General features: G+C 50.0%; 13 protein-coding genes. 7 read left to right on the forward strand and 6 right to left on the reverse strand.

The annotated features are described in order from the left end of the window. Positions 1–196 precede the first annotated feature (196 nt). From Q0144_RS01845 to Q0144_RS01870, 6 genes are all read right to left on the reverse strand, one after another. Positions 197–622 (reverse strand): TOBE domain-containing protein, encoded by a 426-nt coding sequence (locus Q0144_RS01845; protein WP_298061217.1) that lies wholly within the window; start codon positions 620–622, stop codon positions 197–199. Positions 623–1,093: 471 nt separating this feature from the next. Then, the gene (locus tag Q0144_RS01850; protein ID WP_298061218.1) at positions 1,094–1,450 is read right to left on the reverse strand and encodes a DUF488 family protein; all 357 of its coding nucleotides are present in this window, start codon (positions 1,448–1,450) and stop codon (positions 1,094–1,096) included. A 20-nt stretch (positions 1,451–1,470) separates the two neighbouring features. Then, on the reverse strand, positions 1,471–2,817 hold the full coding sequence (gene purF, locus Q0144_RS01855; RefSeq protein ID WP_298061219.1) for an amidophosphoribosyltransferase: 1,347 nt from the start codon (positions 2,815–2,817) through the stop codon (positions 1,471–1,473). Positions 2,818–2,869: 52 nt separating this feature from the next. Further along, a complete protein-coding gene (locus Q0144_RS01860) occupies positions 2,870–3,061 on the reverse strand; it encodes a hypothetical protein (RefSeq protein WP_298061220.1) in 192 nt (63 codons plus the stop codon). A 28-nt stretch (positions 3,062–3,089) separates the two neighbouring features. After that, positions 3,090–3,851 (reverse strand): 4-hydroxy-tetrahydrodipicolinate reductase, encoded by a 762-nt coding sequence (gene dapB / locus Q0144_RS01865; RefSeq protein WP_298061221.1) that lies wholly within the window; start codon positions 3,849–3,851, stop codon positions 3,090–3,092. Positions 3,852–3,901: 50 nt separating this feature from the next. Then, positions 3,902–7,264, reverse strand: coding sequence for a DUF748 domain-containing protein (locus Q0144_RS01870; RefSeq protein ID WP_298061223.1), 3,363 nt, complete (start codon positions 7,262–7,264; stop codon positions 3,902–3,904). 65 nt (positions 7,265–7,329) lie between these two features. On the opposite strand from Q0144_RS01870, the gene Q0144_RS01875 reads away from it, so the two are divergent. The 7 genes from Q0144_RS01875 to carB are packed head-to-tail and all read left to right on the forward strand — an operon-like array spanning position 7,330 to position 16,021. Then, positions 7,330–8,463 carry an epoxyqueuosine reductase QueH gene (locus Q0144_RS01875; protein WP_298061224.1) on the forward strand — a complete coding sequence of 378 codons (1,134 nt, stop codon included), beginning with the start codon at positions 7,330–7,332 and terminating at the stop codon, positions 8,461–8,463. 33 nt (positions 8,464–8,496) lie between these two features. Continuing rightward, positions 8,497–8,946, forward strand: a complete 450-nt coding sequence (gene fabZ / locus Q0144_RS01880) for a 3-hydroxyacyl-ACP dehydratase FabZ (protein ID WP_297920846.1) — start codon at positions 8,497–8,499, stop codon at positions 8,944–8,946. Further along, positions 8,946–9,734, forward strand: coding sequence for an acyl-ACP--UDP-N-acetylglucosamine O-acyltransferase (lpxA, locus tag Q0144_RS01885; protein WP_298061225.1), 789 nt, complete (start codon positions 8,946–8,948; stop codon positions 9,732–9,734). Before fabZ ends, lpxA begins: the two co-directional genes overlap by 1 nt. Beyond that, positions 9,734–10,972 carry an ATP-dependent protease ATP-binding subunit ClpX gene (clpX, locus tag Q0144_RS01890; protein ID WP_298061226.1) on the forward strand — a complete coding sequence of 413 codons (1,239 nt, stop codon included), beginning with the start codon at positions 9,734–9,736 and terminating at the stop codon, positions 10,970–10,972. The genes lpxA and clpX overlap by 1 nt, the downstream gene beginning before the upstream one ends. 9 nt (positions 10,973–10,981) lie before the next feature. Next, positions 10,982–12,016: a rod shape-determining protein gene (locus tag Q0144_RS01895; RefSeq protein ID WP_005869818.1), complete on the forward strand. Its 1,035-nt coding sequence runs from the start codon at positions 10,982–10,984 to the stop codon at positions 12,014–12,016. After that, positions 12,009–12,758: a rod shape-determining protein MreC gene (gene mreC, locus Q0144_RS01900; protein WP_297920840.1), complete on the forward strand. Its 750-nt coding sequence runs from the start codon at positions 12,009–12,011 to the stop codon at positions 12,756–12,758. Before Q0144_RS01895 ends, mreC begins: the two co-directional genes overlap by 8 nt. Next, a complete protein-coding gene (gene carB / locus Q0144_RS01905) occupies positions 12,758–16,021 on the forward strand; it encodes a carbamoyl-phosphate synthase large subunit (protein WP_298061227.1) in 3,264 nt (1,087 codons plus the stop codon). The genes mreC and carB overlap by 1 nt, the downstream gene beginning before the upstream one ends. The last annotated feature ends 22 nt before the right edge of the window (positions 16,022–16,043 follow it).

The raw sequence follows: 16,043 nt of genomic DNA on the forward strand, positions 1-16,043 counted from the left end.
ATTGGGGCTGGATGTCGCGCGGGATATATTTGCGTGCATGAGAGAAAAGAGCGCTTATAGCGCGATTTGAGCTGCTACGAAATTTAATTTATCAAAAGAGATTTTTGAATAAGGAGCAGAATTTATAAAATTTCGCTCCTTGATTTTGCGATGTTTAAAGCGCGCGTATCGCTGTCGCACGCACCGTTACGCCTGATTATTTTACACCGACGATGATTTGAGTAGCTTTGATGATCGCAGTTACTTCGTCGCCGACTGCTAGCGCCAAATTTTTAACGGAGCCGTTTGTGACGATCGCGCTTAGATTCTCACCGCCTGCGGTTCTGACATCGATTTCAGCATTGATTGCGCCCTCTTTAACGGCGGTGATTTTGCCTTTTAGTTGATTTGCAGCACTTAGGCGAAGATCATTTTCTCCCTTTGAAATGATGACATTTGGGGCTTTGAATAAAAATACCGCCTCTTTGCCTGCTTTTAAATCCAAAGTTTTTTCAGAATCGACCGTAACGGTCGCTTTTAGCACGTCGCCGCCTCTGGTTTTAGCTGTGATTAGCGAATTTACCGCACCTATTTTTACGTCGCTGATTACGACGTGAAGCTGATTTCTAGCACTTATTGCCATTGTTTCTCCTTGTAAAAAATTACGAGCAATGTTAGCGGCAAATCCTTAAATGAAATTTAAAAATGCTGCGTGTAAGAAATTAATTTAATTTGTTGCGAATTTATATTAAGCTCACTTTTTAAATTCCTAGCTTGCATTATGAAAAATAGCGTTAAAAAATAGATGAAATTCTAAATTTGCATATATTAAATCGAGTTATTTTCCTTGAAATTTTATTTGCTTTTTATAAAATTCTGCGTTTTTTAGAGTTCTGACGCAAAATTTAGCGTTTGTTTTGCGCATCTGCGAAGTGTACATCCGGATGAAAATTTATCTCAAATTACGCCTGGCAAGGCTTTAATAGCGCTCCGCTTAAGCCTTGTTCGCTGAATTTTACGCCTCGCGCATCGGTTTTACGAGTGGATTGGTGAGTGAGGCGGTTTTACATTTGCTTTAAAATTATGGCGAGCGGTGCGCTTTGAGCGCAAAATTTCAGTGCACCTTACTTTGCAAAAAATCGCGCAGAATCATCGCGTGGTTGCAGTGCTCGTCCTTTGCGGCGTATAGTAGCGTGACGACCGACTCGTTTTTAACCGCTTTTAAAAACTCCGCCACGGCGGGATTTTGCTCAAGTTCGACTAGGTAAAGTTCCTTAAAATGGGCGAAATTCTCAGGCTTATGCGCGAAAAGCTTACGTATTTCGGTGCTAGGTGTTATATCTTTCGCCCACATATCAAGCTCCAGCGCGTCTTTTTTTATGCCGCGCGGCCAAAGTCTGTCGCATAGTACGCGAAATCCATCCTCTTTCTCCGCGCTCTCATAGACGCGCTTAATCTTAAATTTTGTCATAGTTTGCCCCTTTAAATTCGCTAATCTTTGATGAAATAATCGCCGTCGAAACTTACGAGCGAATACTTGCGCTCGCTTCCAAGCGCCTCTACGAGCTCCGGTACGCTAAGAAACGTGAGGCTGTCGGCGCCTATAAATTTGCAAATTTCATCCGTGCTCATATTTGCGGCGATCAGCTCGCGCACGCTCGGCGTGTCGATGCCGTAGCGTTCGGGATACTTCAGCTCCGGGCTTGCGATGCACATATGCACGCGCGCTGCGCCCGCATGGCGCAGAAGCTCGACGATCTTTTTGCTCGTGGTGCCGCGCACGATGCTGTCGTCGATCACCGCGACGCTCTTGCCGTGCAGTGCCGCGCCGATCGGATTTAGCTTGAGTTTGACCTTTAAATTTCGCACTTCTTGCGTCGGCTCGATGAAAGTGCGGCCGATGTAGTGGTTGCGAACGATCGCCATCTCAAAAGGGATTTTGCTCTCTTGCGCGAAACCTAGCGCCGCCGGCACGCCGCTATCGGGCACGGGCACGACGAAATCGGCTTTTAAACTCTCGCATTTTCGCGCGAGCGCAGCGCCCAGCTTTTTTCTGACCTCGTATACGTTTTTGCTCTCTACGACGCTGTCGGGGCGCGCGAAGTAGATGTATTCAAACGCGCAAATTCTAGCCTCCGCGGCTTTTAAAATTTGAACCGAGCTGAACTCATCCTTGCCCTCTTCGAAGATCACCATCTCGCCGGGCTTCACGTCGCGGACGAACTCGGCTCCTACGAGATCAAACGCGCAGGTTTCGCTCGCGACGATGTAGCCGCCGTCTTTGAGCCTGCCGATGCTGAGCGGACGCACGCCGTAGCGATCGCGCACGGCAAACATCTTCGAGCGGCTCAGGATCAGAAGCGAGTACGCGCCCACGCACTGATTCAGAGCTTCGACGATGCGGTCTTTTAGATGCTCCTGCTTGCTGCGTGCGATGAGGTGTAGGATATTTTCGGTGTCCATGCCGGACTGAAAAATCGCCCCCTCGCTTACGAGCTTGCGGCGGATTTCGTCTTTATTGATCAAATTTCCGTTATGAACGATCGAGATCTCTCCCAGTGCGTAGTTGCCGGCTACCGGCTGCGCGTCCTTCAGGCTGCCTGCGCCCGCGGTGCCGTAGCGGTTGTGGCCGATCGCGATGTTGCCCTTTAAAAGCTCAAAACTCGCGGGGCTAAAAACCTCCGTCACTAGTCCTGTGGCTTTGATCGTTTTGATATGATGGTTGAAGCTCGAGCTGATGCCGCTTGCCTCCTGGCCGCGGTGCTGCATGGCAAAAAGCCCGTAATACGCGGTTTTAGCCGCACCTTCGGAATTTATGACTCCCACGATTGCGCACATTTTTTAACCTCTTAAATTTTATTTTTTAGAAATTTATCTATATTTTGTTTTATCATTGACGGCTCGCCGTCCGGCATTTTGCCGACGCCTCATCAAACAGATCGGCTGAAATTTTAAACCTCTCGGCGATATTTTCTCCGCCTTTGGCGTAGCTGCCGAATAGCCCGACTTTGCAAATTCCAAAGCTTTCAAGCTCGGGCTTTAGCTCGCGCAAAAAATTTAAAATTTCATCTTTGGTTGGCATTTTTTCCTCTTAAATTTAGCCGCAAACGCTAGATTCCTAAGCAGTCGTCTATGCCGTAAAGCCCGCTATTTTGGGGCGCTAGCCAAACTGCCGCCTTTATCGCGCCTCTGGCAAAGGTCGCGCGCGAAGTTGCCGTATGATTTAGCTCGACGAACTCGCCCTCGCCGTAAAACCCCACGGTGTGGCGCCCGACTATATCGCCGCCGCGCAGCGACATCACGGCGATCTCGTCCTTGCCGCGCTCGCCGATGAGCCCGTCGCGACCGCTTACGCGCACGTCTTTTAAGTTTAGCTCGCGCGCGCTTGCGGCACTCTCGGCAAGGCTCATCGCCGTGCCGCTCGGAGCGTCTTTTTTGTGGCGGTGGTGCATCTCTAAAATTTCGCAGTCAAAATCGCGCAGGCTCCTGCTAGCAAGCGCTACGAGCTTGTTTAGCACCGCGACGCCCAGGCTCATATTCGTAGCGTGTAGTACGGGCATTTTTGCGCTGCATTCGCGCAGTAGCCGCTCACCCTCATCGCCCAGAGCCGTTGTGCCGATGCAAAGCGGCTTTGGATGCGAAAGCGCAAATTCCATTAAATTTATTGCGCCGTCTCGGATCGTGAAGTCTATCACGACGTCGCAGCCGCTAAAAAGCTCGTCGTAGCTGCTCGTTACGGCGCAGCTGGGCGTATAATCAAGCGGCGCAATCGTGTAGATTACGCTTGCTCGCGCCTGATCGAAATTTTTCAGGCATTCGTAGATCATCGTGCCCATTCTGCCGCTTCCGCCGTGAATTCCTATATTTATCATCGCCGTTCCTTTAAATTTAGTCCGCTTAGTATAGCCAAATTTTGCTTACACTACCTCTCTACGCCGAGATTTAGCGGGATGAAGCTGTTTTGTTTGAGCTCGGCTTCGCTTGGTTTTTTGATCTCTATGCGAGAGGCGCTTACGCCGCGCTGCACGAGTGCCGCTTGCACGGCAGTCGCCCTGGCAAGGGCTAACTCATCAAGACGCGAACGGGTAAATTTCTGCGCCCCTATCAGCTCCTCCATCGCCTCATCGCCGCTAGCTTTGATGCCGTATTTGACCTTAAGCGCCGCTATGGCTTCATCCGTGGAGAGACCTTGTTTATTAGACATCAGCGTGAGGGTATTTTGCAGCGAGCGCCTTTTAAACTCGTGAGTATCGAGCTTTTCGTTATACGCAGAGTTTAGAATGATCTTGAGTTCAGGCTTGGCTTTTGCGACCTTGGCCAAATCATCGATTTTAGAGTTTTCGCTTATTAAAATTTCACTACTTGCCGCCTCAAAATCGATACTTTCGAGCTTTTTCGTATCTACGCCCGCGATCTTTCCCATAAATCTAAACGGGCTTAACACGATGTCGGAGAGTAGCTTTTTGACCGCGCCCCAAACCAGCGCGCCGTAGCTAAATTTCGGATCGCTCAGCGTGCCGCTTAGAGGCAGGCTAATATCGATCTGATCGTCGCTGTCCTTTAGGATCGATACGACTAGACCGATCGGAAGACTCAGCGCATCCTTGCTCGCTACCTCTTTGCCGAGCTCGAAGCGGTCTAAATTTAGATCGTTGCTTGCGTTTAGCTTGCCATCGTCGATTTTGTAGGCAAGTTTTAAATTTAACTTGCCACCCGCGATTTCATTGCCGATATACTTGGCGGTATAGGGCGATGCGGGCACAAGCGGAATCTCCTTTAAAACGACGTTTATATCGCTTTTTCGTTTAAAATCCAGCGGATAGGCGCGCACCGTGATGCTCGCTAGCCCGCTTCCGCTTACGAGCGAGCTAAGCTTGATATCCGCCGCTCGCTTCGGGCTGATCTCGCTGATGCTTGCTTTCATATCGCTGATGCGCAGTTTAAAGGGTGTTGCTAGACTCTCATCAGTGAAATTTAAACTTCCGCCGCTAAGCGAGATGTTTTTTACGCTCCACGCAAAGTTTGCCCCGTTTTTTGCGGATCTATTAGGCGCAGCTTGGGCGGGCTTTGCGGTCTGTTTTGCCTGCGCGGCGGGCTTTATCAGCGAGAGCAAATTTAAACGCCTGTCTTTATTTAGCGAGATATTTGCCGCGGGCGAGCCAAGAGTGATCTTATTTAGCGTGAGAGAGTTTGGGCTCAGCGCGATTTGCGCGACATTTAGCGATGCAAGGGAGAAAATTTTATCCCTGCCCGAGCTTAGCGCCAAGCCCTTGCCTGAAAGCTTTGCTTCGAGCGAGAATGCGTTTGAAAGCTTCAGCTGCCCTTGCGTAGCGAGCTCGCCGGCGATGGAGCCTGCGATAAATTCCGCGGCGTATTTGTTAAAGACGCCCAAGTTCGGTGCATTTAGGCTGAAGCTCACGCCCGCGTTAAGCGGCGCGATGCTAGCCTTGCCGTCCGCGTTAGCGGTGATTTCGCCCGCGATAAGGCTTGCTTTGATACCGAAGGGCTCGGCGAAATTCGAGCTTAGCCCGCTTAGCGTGGCGCTGAAATCCTTGATCTCGTGCACGTTGTTTTTAACTATAAAGCTCTCGCTGATCTTGGCCTTTGCGCCCGTTACGGAGGCCTCGCTGATCTTAAATTTTAAAGCGGGGCTTTTGGCGGGCTTTTTAGAATCCGAATTTGCGCTGCTTGCCGTAGAATTTGCATCCGCTTGGCTTACTGCGTTAGAGTTCGCCGTTTTTTTGGGGCTTGCAGGATTTTTAGAGATCGCGCTTAAGATCGCCAGATCGTTTATGCTTTTCGCGCCATTGGCGCCCACTTCCGAGTTAAAAAACGGCGCGTTTAGCAAAATTTTATCCACGCCGAGATTTAGATCCGCGATGTTAAATTTCACTCCCTGCACGCCGAAGCTTTCAAATCCGCTAAAAATTCCGTTTTTATTTACGATTTTGGAGTTTGAAATTTTAGCAAACTTCAGACTTGCGCCGTTTTGCATGCCCTCTTTGTCGTAGCTAAATCCGCCCAGCTCGGTTGCGGCGACCGAAATTTTATCGCTGCGCGCTAACATAATCTGCGTGTCAGCGATATTAAAGGCGCCAAAGCCCGTATGAAGGGCTGTGTCGTTACCTTCGGCGTTAAATTTCAAGAAATTTTCCGTGATTTTAGTGTCGTTTGAAACGACTGAAATTAGCGGGTTTGCAAAGCTTGAGCGGTTTAGATCTACGCTTTTTACGGCGGAGTTTAGCCGCAAGTTCGCGCCCGTTTTATTAAAATCCAGCGCAAAATCCGCGACCCGCGCCCCTTCAAAGCCCGTGGAAATTTTGGTTTCGTTCATATCGTATTTTGCATCCGAAAGCAGCACCTGCGGGATCGCTACTGCGCCTGAAATTTCATCCGAAACGTCCGTATTTAGGCTGAAGCTCGGGATTTTTAGCGAGCCAAGAGAAATCAGGCTTTGATCTTGCAAAATTTCTAAGCTCTCAAGCTCGAGCTTTGAGTTTTCAAGCGTAAATTTTATATTTTTATCAAGGCTCAATCGGTAATTCAGCGTGGCGGAAAGAAAGCCGTTTTTAAGCCGCACGCCGCTAGGATCGAGATACGATAGCCAAAACGGATCGATTTTCAGCCGTTTAAGATCTATTTTGCCGTGCAAGCGCAGAGGCGCCAGATCGATGGCTCCATCGAAGCTCAGCGAGTCGTATGTACGCGAAACGGCGCTTAGATCATGCTCGCCGATCGTTTCGTCCTTTAAGTTTAGCCCGTTGATCTCATAATTTAGCTCGGTCGAGATGAGTGAAAACGGCCTTTTTAAGGAGTTATCGACGTATCCTAGAGAGCCGCGCTCGATCTTAAAATTATTCAGCGTGACGTTGAAGCTCGAGTTTTCATCCTTGCTTTCGCTCTTTTGCTCCGAAAGTAGCGGCTCGAAATTGAAGGTGCCGTTTTGCTCGCGCTCGACGTGAAATTTAGGGGATTTAAGATGCAAAATTTCTACTGCGAGAGTCTTTTTAAAAAGCTTTGAAAAACCGATTTTTAAATTTATCTCATCGGCGCTAAATAGCGGCTTAAAGGTGCTAAGCTCGGGGCGCGTGATATTTAGCTCGTAGGTAAAGGGGTTAAATTTGGCATCCTGCACGCTAAAGCTTGCTCTGCCCTCTAAAATTTTAGGCAGCGCCTTTTCGATAAAAAGTGGCACGCCGAAAAAGCCCGCGAGCACGTAAAATAGCGCAAATCCGCCCAAGCCGCAAGCAAACTTACGTTGGTGTTTTATAAAAAAATTTTTCATTTTTCCGCTCATTAATTTTGATAGCGTAAAATTATATCCAAAAATTTCGTGCAAAGGGTTAAAATTTGCTGGTTCACATCTGCTGCTCGGTCGATTGCGATTATTTTTTGCGCCGCTTAAAAGAGCTCACGCAAGAGCCGCTAATAGGCTATTTTTACGATCCAAACATCCACCCTTGCGGCGAATACCTTCTTAGAATGCACGACGCAAAGCGGGTTTGCGAGAATTTAGGGATTAAATTTATCCCGGGCGAGTATGACTTTCAGAGCTGGCTAGACGGTGCGCGCGGGCTTGAAAACGAGCCCGAAAAAGGCGCGCGCTGCGAGTTTTGCTTTGATTTTCGCATGCAAAAAACGGCCGAGCTCGCGCTAAGCTTGGGCGAGCGTAAAATCACCACGACTCTTTTAATGAGTCCCAAAAAATCGCACTCTCAGCTCTGTGCCTCGTTGCAACGTATCTGCGAGCGCTGCGGACTGGAGTTTATCGCGCCCGATTTTCGCAAAAACGGCGGCACGAACGAGCAGTTTGCGCTTGCGAAAAAAGACGCGCTCTATCATCAAAACTACTGTGGCTGCATCTATGCGCTCGCGGCACAGCGGAATGATCAGCGAAAGGCTGAGCGGAATTCGAGCGGAATTTTGACGGCGGATTTGAGGCTAAATTTAGCCCAAGGCGCCGAAATTTACGAGCTAATGTCGCCGATCGATAGGCAAATCTTGCCCGCTTCGGTAGAGGAGAAGCTGAAATTTTACAAAAAGCTTTGCTCGCTTGAAAGAAAAGGGGTTAAATTTAGCGTGCTGCGCGATCGATTTTTAAACTACCGCCTGCTCCGTGCATGGATTAAATTTGACGGGCGCGCAGTGCCTTCGTTTGTGCTATTTGGCTCGCATTTTACGCGCGAAAACGTGAGCTTTGGCATAGAGCGCGAGTGCGAAATTTTTTGCAGCGACAAGGGCGAGATTAAAATTTTAAACCTGGCGAAATTTAACGAAATTTCAAGATCAAATTTCAAAAGCGTATCTGAGATGCTAAAAAATCCGCCGAGTCTCGCGCGCCAAAATAAAACTCGCGTCGCCCTGTGCGCTGCGGGCTCGCTCTCGCCGATCATCGTCACGGACGAGATAAGAGCCGCCAAAGTTCAAATTTACGGGCTCTCGCGCATATTTTTAGACGTTAGGGAAATTTTAGTAAGAATTTGATAAGATTCTAAAATTTCTAAAAAAGGCAGATCAATGATAGATATAAACGAAATCCTCTCCATCCTACCTCATCGTTTTCCGTTTTTGTTGATAGATCGCGTCGAAGAGCTCAGCATAGGCGAAAGTATCAAAGCCTATAAAAACGTAACCTATAACGAGCAGATCTTTCAGGGTCACTTCCCAGGCCACCCGATCTATCCGGGCGTAATGATAATCGAGGGCTTGGCGCAGGCGGGCGGCGTGCTGGCGTTTAAGAGCATGGAGAAAGAGGGCGTCGATCTAAGCGATAAAGTCGTGTATTTTATGAGTATCGACAACGCTAAATTTAGAAGTCCCGTCCGCCCCGGCGATAAGCTTGAGTATCGCATCAGCGTAATCAAACATCGCGGACGCATCTGGGTGCTAAAGGGCGAAGCCTACATCAACGACGGCGCCACACTGGCCGCGCAGGCTGAACTTCAAGCAATGATAATGGATAAATGATGGCTAAAGTTCACCACACGGCGATCATCGAGGACGGCGCGCAGATCGGAGCCGAGGTTGTGATCGAGCCGTATGCTTTTATAAGCGCACAGGCTAAAATCGGCGACGGCTGCACGATCAAGCAGGGCGCGCGCATCATCGGCGATACGCAAATCGGCGAGGGCTCTAAAATTTTTTCATACGCGATCGTGGGCGAAATTCCGCAGGATATGAGCTTTGAAGAGGGCGAGCGCACTGGGCTAATCATCGGTAAAAACGCTACGATTCACGAGTTTTGCACTATCAGCTCGGGCTCGCATAAGGGCGACGGATTTACGCGCATCGGCGATAATCTCTTTATGATGGCGTATTGCCACATCGCGCACGATTGCGTGCTGGGCAGCAACATAATCCTAGCCAACAACGCCACGCTCGCAGGTCACGTCGTAATGGGCGATTATGCCGTTATTGGCGGACTTACCCCCGTGCATCAATTCGTCCAAATAGGCGAGAGCTGCATGATCGCGGGGGCTAGCGCGCTTAGTCAGGACGTAGTGCCGTTTTGCCTAGCCGAGGGAAATCGCGCCTATATTCGCGGGCTAAATTTAACGGGCATCCGCCGCCGCTTCGATAAAGAGACGGTCGAGACGATAAATCGGGCGTATAAATTTTTATTTAACCAAGGCGCGGGCTTAAAGGAGCAGGCGCAGATCCTTTTAGCCGAAACGAGCGATCAAAACGTGCGCAAGATGTGCGAGTTTATAATCAACACAAAACGCGGGATTCCGCTAGATAAAGGTAAAATTTAATGGCAAATAAGTGCAGTTTTTGCGGTGAGACGGGCGCAGACGGGCGTCGTATCTATCCTAACGACGACGGTACGGCGGCTATCTGCAGCTATTGTATCGATATGGCGTACGCCGCCATCCACGGCAGCGAAGGCCAAAACGAGGCGATACAAAATCAAAATAAAGAGATCGATTTCGAGGCTATCAAGCCAAAGGCGCTGATGGAAGTGCTAAATCGCTACGTCATCGGTCAGGAGCGTGCTAAGAAAATTTTTAGCGTCGGTGTTTATAACCACTATAAAAGAATTTTCAGACAGACCGACGCGAAGGGCGACGATACCGAAATTTCAAAATCAAATATCTTGCTTATCGGACCTACCGGCAGCGGCAAGACGCTTATGGCGCAGACCTTGGCGAAATTTTTAGACGTTCCGATCGCCATTAGCGACGCTACGAGCCTAACGGAAGCGGGCTACGTCGGCGAGGACGTAGAAAATATCCTCACCCGCCTTTTGCAGGCTGCGGACGGCGATGTAGAAAAGGCACAGCGCGGTATCGTTTTCGTAGATGAGATCGATAAGATCGCGCGAATGAGCGAAAATCGCAGCATCACGCGCGACGTAAGCGGCGAGGGGGTGCAGCAAGCGCTGCTTAAGATCATCGAAGGAAGCGTCGTAAATATCCCGCCGAAGGGCGGCCGCAAGCATCCAAATCAGGACTTCATACAGATCGATACTACTAATATCCTATTCGTCTGCGGCGGCGCGTTCGACGGGCTAAACGAGATCATCAACCGCCGCATCGGGCAGAACGTGCTCGGGTTTAACCAAACAAAGCGCAGCAAGAAAGAGAGCCTAAATTTACTAAATATGGTCGAGGCCGACGATCTCGTGCATTACGGCATAATCCCTGAGTTAATCGGGCGATTGCACGTAGTGGCTACGCTAAATGAGATCGACGAAAAGGCGATGGTTAGAATTTTAACCGAGCCGAAAAACGCGATCTTAAAGCAATATCAAAAGCTCTTTGCGATAGATGGCGCAAATTTAAAATTTGACGACGACGCGCTAAGGGAGGTCGCGAGCCTTGCAATCAAGCGCAAAACCGGTGCGCGCGGACTTCGCAGCATAATCGAGGAGATCATGGTCGATATAATGTTTGATCTGCCTGAGCTTAAGGGCTATGACGTCATCATCTCCAAAGAGGTCGTAGATGGCGTTTCTAAGCCTATACTTGTAAAACAAAATTTAACTGCATAAAGGGGATAAATGTTACTTGATTCGATTCTAGGATTATTTTCTAGGGATATGGGCATCGATCTAGGCACGGCAAACACGCTCGTGCTGCTAAAAGATAAAGGCATCATCATCAACGAACCGAGCGTCGTCGCGGTACAAAACGAACGCTACGGCAAGCAAAGGATCATCGCCGTGGGCGCCGAGGCTAAAGAGATGCTAGGACGCACTCCTGGCGATATCGAGGCGGTGCGCCCGATGAAAGACGGCGTTATCGCGGATTTTGATATGACGGAGAAGATGATTAGGTATTTCATTGAAAAGACCCACAAGCGCCGCTTTTTTGTAAGTCCGCGCATCATCATCTCGGTTCCTTACGGGCTAACTCAGGTCGAGCGCAAAGCCGTGCGAGAAAGCGCGATGATAGCGGGCGCACGCGAAGTTTATCTAATTGAAGAGCCGATGGCTGCGGCGATCGGTGCGGGGCTTCCGGTAAATGAAGCGCGCGGCTCACTGGTCGTAGATATCGGCGGCGGTACCACCGAGATCGGCGTCATCTCGCTAGGTGGCATCATCAGCGCCAAATCCGTCCGCGTCGCGGGCGATAAGATCGACGCGAGCATCGTTAATTACGTCAAGGAAAAATATAGCCTGCTTATTTCGGAGCGAGCGGCCGAGGAGATTAAGATCAAGATCGGCACGGCGGTGCAGCAGCAAAAAGATCTTACATACACAGTCAAAGGAAAAGACCAGATCAGCGGGCTTTTAAGCTCAGTCGATCTTACGAGCGAGGACGTTAGAGAGGCGATCAAAGACTCGATCAGAGAGATTGCAGACGCGCTGAAATTTGTGCTAGAAAGCATACAACCCGAAGTCGCCGCCGACATTGTCGAAAACGGCGTCGTACTAACGGGCGGCGGTGCGCTAATTCGCGGATTAGATAAATATCTAAGCGACACCGTAAAGCTTCCGGTTTTCGTCGCGGACGAGCCACTGCTGTGCGTCGCAAACGGCACGGGAAAAGCCTTAGAAGAGATCAAATCGCTAAAACAAGCGGCAAATGACTAATCTCAAACTCCTCCTCGTCGCGGTTTTGCTGGTAGCCGTTTCGCTAACGTTCGGCTCGTATATCCACGGCAAATTTATCGGATTTGCAGGAGGAATTTTAGAGGTTTATTACGGTGTGAGCGATCGGGTAAAAAGCGCTGTGAACGAGCATTTTAACCAGGCAGAGACGATCAAAGCTCTACGAGAAGAAAACGCCGAGCTGAAAAAATCGGCGATGCTGCTTAGTACGTTCGCGGGCGAGCTAAATAAAATTTTGATCGATAAAAATAGCTCCATTTATGAGCCCAAAGTCCAGCTAGTAAAGGCGTTGAGTTACGCGAATCTAAATGACTACAACAAATTCTTCGTAAATTTTGAAAATTTTAACCCAAACAAAATTTACGGCCTCATCAGCGAGGGTAAAACCGCAGGGATTTTAGTAAATAAAGACGGGCGCCCGCTTGCAATCTTACAGCGCGACGAAAAGAGCAACTTCTCCGTTTTCATAGGAGATACTCAAATTCCTGGCGTCGCAGGCGGCGAAAATAACGAGCTCGTAGTTAGATACATCCCACAATGGCTTGATCCTAAGGTAGGCGATGAGGTCTTTACGAGCGGGAAAGATGAAATTTTCTTTGCCGGTGTACCAGTAGGAAAGGTTAAAGAAATTCAAAACGGGAAGCTATACAAAAGCGCCGTCGTAGAGCCCTACGTGAGCTCCGAGATGCCGGCGTTTTTGTATGTCGTTACAAAGGAAAATTGATGCCCAAAAGAGATGATATTAAGACGATTTTACTGATCGGTAGCGGTCCGATCGTAATCGGCCAGGCGTGCGAGTTTGATTATAGCGGCACGCAGGCGGCTAAGACGTTAAAGAGCCTTGGATACCGCGTAGTGCTAATAAATTCTAACCCCGCTACCATTATGACCGATCCCGATTTTGCCGACGCTACTTATATCGAGCCGATCACCAAAGAGAGCATTTTGCGTATCATAAAGCGCGAGGGCGTCGATGCGATCCTGCCTACGATGGGCGGACAGGTCGCGCTAAACGTCGCGATGCAGGCCTACGAAAGCGGCGAGCTAGCGGGGGTGAAATTTCTAGGCGCCAAGCCTGAAGCGATCAAAAAGGGCGAGGATAGGGTAAAATTTAAAGAGGCGATGATTAAGATCGGAATGGATCTGCCTAAATCCAAATATGCCTACAATATCGAAGAGGCGATGGCTGCGGCGAATGAGATCGGCTTTCCGCTCATTATCCGCGCTAGCTATACTTTGGGCGGTGCAGGCAGCGGCGTAGCGTACAATATCGACGAGTTTAAAGAGGTCGCGCAAAACGGGCTAGACGTGAGCCCTATAAATGAAATTTTGATCGAAGAGAGCCTGCTTGGATGGAAAGAGTTCGAAATGGAGGTTATCCGCGATCACAAGGACAACTGCATCATCGTCTGCTCGATCGAAAATTTCGACCCGATGGGGGTGCATACGGGCGATAGTATCACGGTTGCGCCCGCTCTGACGCTTACCGATAAAGAATACCAAGCGATGCGCGACGCGAGTTTTAAAATTTTGCGCGAGATCGGCGTGGATACGGGCGGCTCAAACGTGCAGTTTGCGGTAAATCCGCAAACGGGGCGGATGATCGTCATCGAGATGAACCCGCGCGTAAGCCGCAGCTCGGCTCTCGCATCCAAAGCCACGGGCTATCCGATCGCCAAGGTCGCTACGATGCTGGCGGTGGGCTTTAGCCTGGATGAGATTAAAAACGATATCACCGGCACGCCCGCGAGCTTCGAGCCGGTGATCGATTATATCGTGACTAAAATTCCGCGCTTTGCGTTTGAGAAATTCCCCGGCGCAAACCCGTATCTCGGCACTGCGATGAAAAGCATCGGCGAGGTGATGGCGATCGGGCGCAGCTTTAAAGAGAGTATCCAAAAGGCGCTGTGTTCGCTGGAGAAGGGCTACTTCGGCTTCGTGGAGCTAAATTTAAGCGAAAAAGATCTCATCTTCGGGCTTCGCAACGCGCAGCAAGATAGAATTTTATATATCGCTCAGGGCTTTAGAGCGGGCATGAGCGTGGATCAAATTTACGAGCTTAGCAAGATCGATCGCTGGTTTTTGAGCCAGATCGAGCAGATCGTAAAATTTGAAGAGCGCATCGATATGGAGATCATCAACGACGCGGCGCTTTTGAGACAGGCTAAGAGTTGGGGTTTTAGCGATAAGATGATCGCAAATTTAATCAACAAAAAGGACAATCTGGGCCTTACGCAAAACGACATCCATTTTGCCTGCGCCAGACAGGGCATCGACCTTGAATATAACGAAGTAGATACCTGTGCGGGCGAGTTTGCGGCGCTCACTCCGTATCTGTACTCCAGCACCAACATAACGCCCGCCATCGCAAGCCGTAAAATTTCAAAAGATAATAAAAAAGTCCTCATCATCGGTGGCGGTCCGAACCGCATCGGACAGGGCATCGAGTTTGACTACTGCTGCGTGCACGCCAGCTACGCTCTGCGCGATATGGGGATAACTACGATAATGTATAACTGCAACCCAGAAACTGTCAGCACTGACTACGACACGAGCGATATTTTATACTTCGAGCCGATCGATTTTGAGCACGTTAGAGCGGTCATCGAGGCTGAGAGCCCGGACGGCGTGATCGTGCATTTCGGCGGCCAAACTCCGCTAAAGCTCGCCAAGCGCCTAAGCACCGTGGGAGCCAAGATCATCGGCACGAGCGCGCGCACGATAGACGTAGCGGAGGACCGCAAGAAATTTAGCGAGTTTATCGCAAGCATCGGCGTTAAGCAGCCGAAAAACGATACCGCCATAAGCGAAGCAGAAGCGATCGAAAAGGCCGCTGCGATCGGCTATCCGGTGCTCGTGCGCCCTAGCTACGTGCTCGGCGGTCGCGCGATGAGGCGCGTGCATAGCGAAGCCGAGCTTAGGCAGTATATGAGCGAGGCGGTGCGCGTGAGCCACCACTCGCCGGTGCTTATAGATAAATTTTTACTTGACGCAACAGAGCTTGATGTCGACGCGATCTGCGACGGACGCGACGTGTATATCGGCGCGATAATGGAGCATATCGAAGAGGCGGGCATCCACAGCGGCGATAGCGCGAGCATTTTGCCGCCGCTTAGTCTAAGCGCGGAGATGATCGATCTGGTAAGTCGCCAAACTAAAGAGATCGCGCTAAATCTCGGCGTCGTGGGACTTATGAATATTCAATTCGCAATTTTTGAAAACGAGCTTTACATTATCGAGGTAAATCCGCGCGCGAGCCGCACCGTGCCGTTTGTGAGCAAGGCGACGGGAATTCCGATGGCTAAGGTCGCTACCCGCGTAATGTGGCAAGGGGGTCTGCGCGAGGCTTTGAAATTTTACGACGAGTTCGGCGTGCTGGTCGAAGAGAAGGGAATTTTAAAACCGCGTATTAAAAACCATATCTGCGTCAAAGAAAGCGTCTTTCCTTTCAACAAGCTTGCAGGCGCGGATCTGATCCTGGGGCCTGAGATGAAAAGCACCGGCGAGGTGATGGGTATCGGCGAAAATTTCGCCAAAAGCTTTGCTAAATCGCAAATCGGCGCGAACAACGCGCTTCCAAGCGGCGGCAAGGTATTTTTGTCGCTAGCCGATCACGACAAGCTGCGAGCCGTGGAGCTTGCACGCGCACTTACGGGCGCGGGCTTTAGTATCGCCGCTACGAGCGGCACTCACAAGCTACTGGGCGAAAACGGCGTGGAGTGCGAGTTTGTCTATAAAATCAGCGAGGGTCGCCCAAATATCGAGGACAAACTCAAAAACGGCGAAATTTCGCTCGTCATCAACACCAGCGATAGCAAATCAAACTCTACCGACGCCGCAAAGATCCGCCAGAGCGTGCTACGCTTTAGGCTGCCGTATTTTACGACGATGAAGGCGGCGATCGCCGCTACGCGCTCGATCTGCTCGATAAAGGACGACTCTGTGCTTGAAGTTAAAACGTTACAGGAGTATCTAAGCGGAAGGTAGCGCGAGCAGCCTTCTGCCGGCA

This window comes from uncultured Campylobacter sp. (assembly GCF_938045345.1).
In the GTDB taxonomy this organism is placed as follows: domain Bacteria; phylum Campylobacterota; class Campylobacteria; order Campylobacterales; family Campylobacteraceae; genus Campylobacter_B.

Excerpts from the sequence above, each read along its gene's own strand:
- dapB (WP_298061221.1), bottom strand. The coding sequence starts at position 3,851 with ATGATAAATATAGGAATTCACGGCGGAAGCGGCAGAATGGGCACGATG.
- mreC (WP_297920840.1), top strand. The coding sequence starts at position 12,009 with ATGACTAATCTCAAACTCCTCCTCGTCGCGGTTTTGCTGGTAGCCGTT.
- lpxA (WP_298061225.1), top strand. The coding sequence starts at position 8,946 with ATGGCTAAAGTTCACCACACGGCGATCATCGAGGACGGCGCGCAGATC.
- Q0144_RS01860 (WP_298061220.1), bottom strand. The coding sequence starts at position 3,061 with ATGCCAACCAAAGATGAAATTTTAAATTTTTTGCGCGAGCTAAAGCCC.
- clpX (WP_298061226.1), top strand. The coding sequence starts at position 9,734 with ATGGCAAATAAGTGCAGTTTTTGCGGTGAGACGGGCGCAGACGGGCGT.
- purF (WP_298061219.1), bottom strand. The coding sequence starts at position 2,817 with ATGTGCGCAATCGTGGGAGTCATAAATTCCGAAGGTGCGGCTAAAACC.
- fabZ (WP_297920846.1), top strand. The coding sequence starts at position 8,497 with ATGATAGATATAAACGAAATCCTCTCCATCCTACCTCATCGTTTTCCG.
- Q0144_RS01895 (WP_005869818.1), top strand. The coding sequence starts at position 10,982 with ATGTTACTTGATTCGATTCTAGGATTATTTTCTAGGGATATGGGCATC.
- Q0144_RS01845 (WP_298061217.1), bottom strand. The coding sequence starts at position 622 with ATGGCAATAAGTGCTAGAAATCAGCTTCACGTCGTAATCAGCGACGTA.
- Q0144_RS01870 (WP_298061223.1), bottom strand. The coding sequence starts at position 7,264 with ATGAAAAATTTTTTTATAAAACACCAACGTAAGTTTGCTTGCGGCTTG.
- Q0144_RS01850 (WP_298061218.1), bottom strand. The coding sequence starts at position 1,450 with ATGACAAAATTTAAGATTAAGCGCGTCTATGAGAGCGCGGAGAAAGAG.
- carB (WP_298061227.1), top strand. The coding sequence starts at position 12,758 with ATGCCCAAAAGAGATGATATTAAGACGATTTTACTGATCGGTAGCGGT.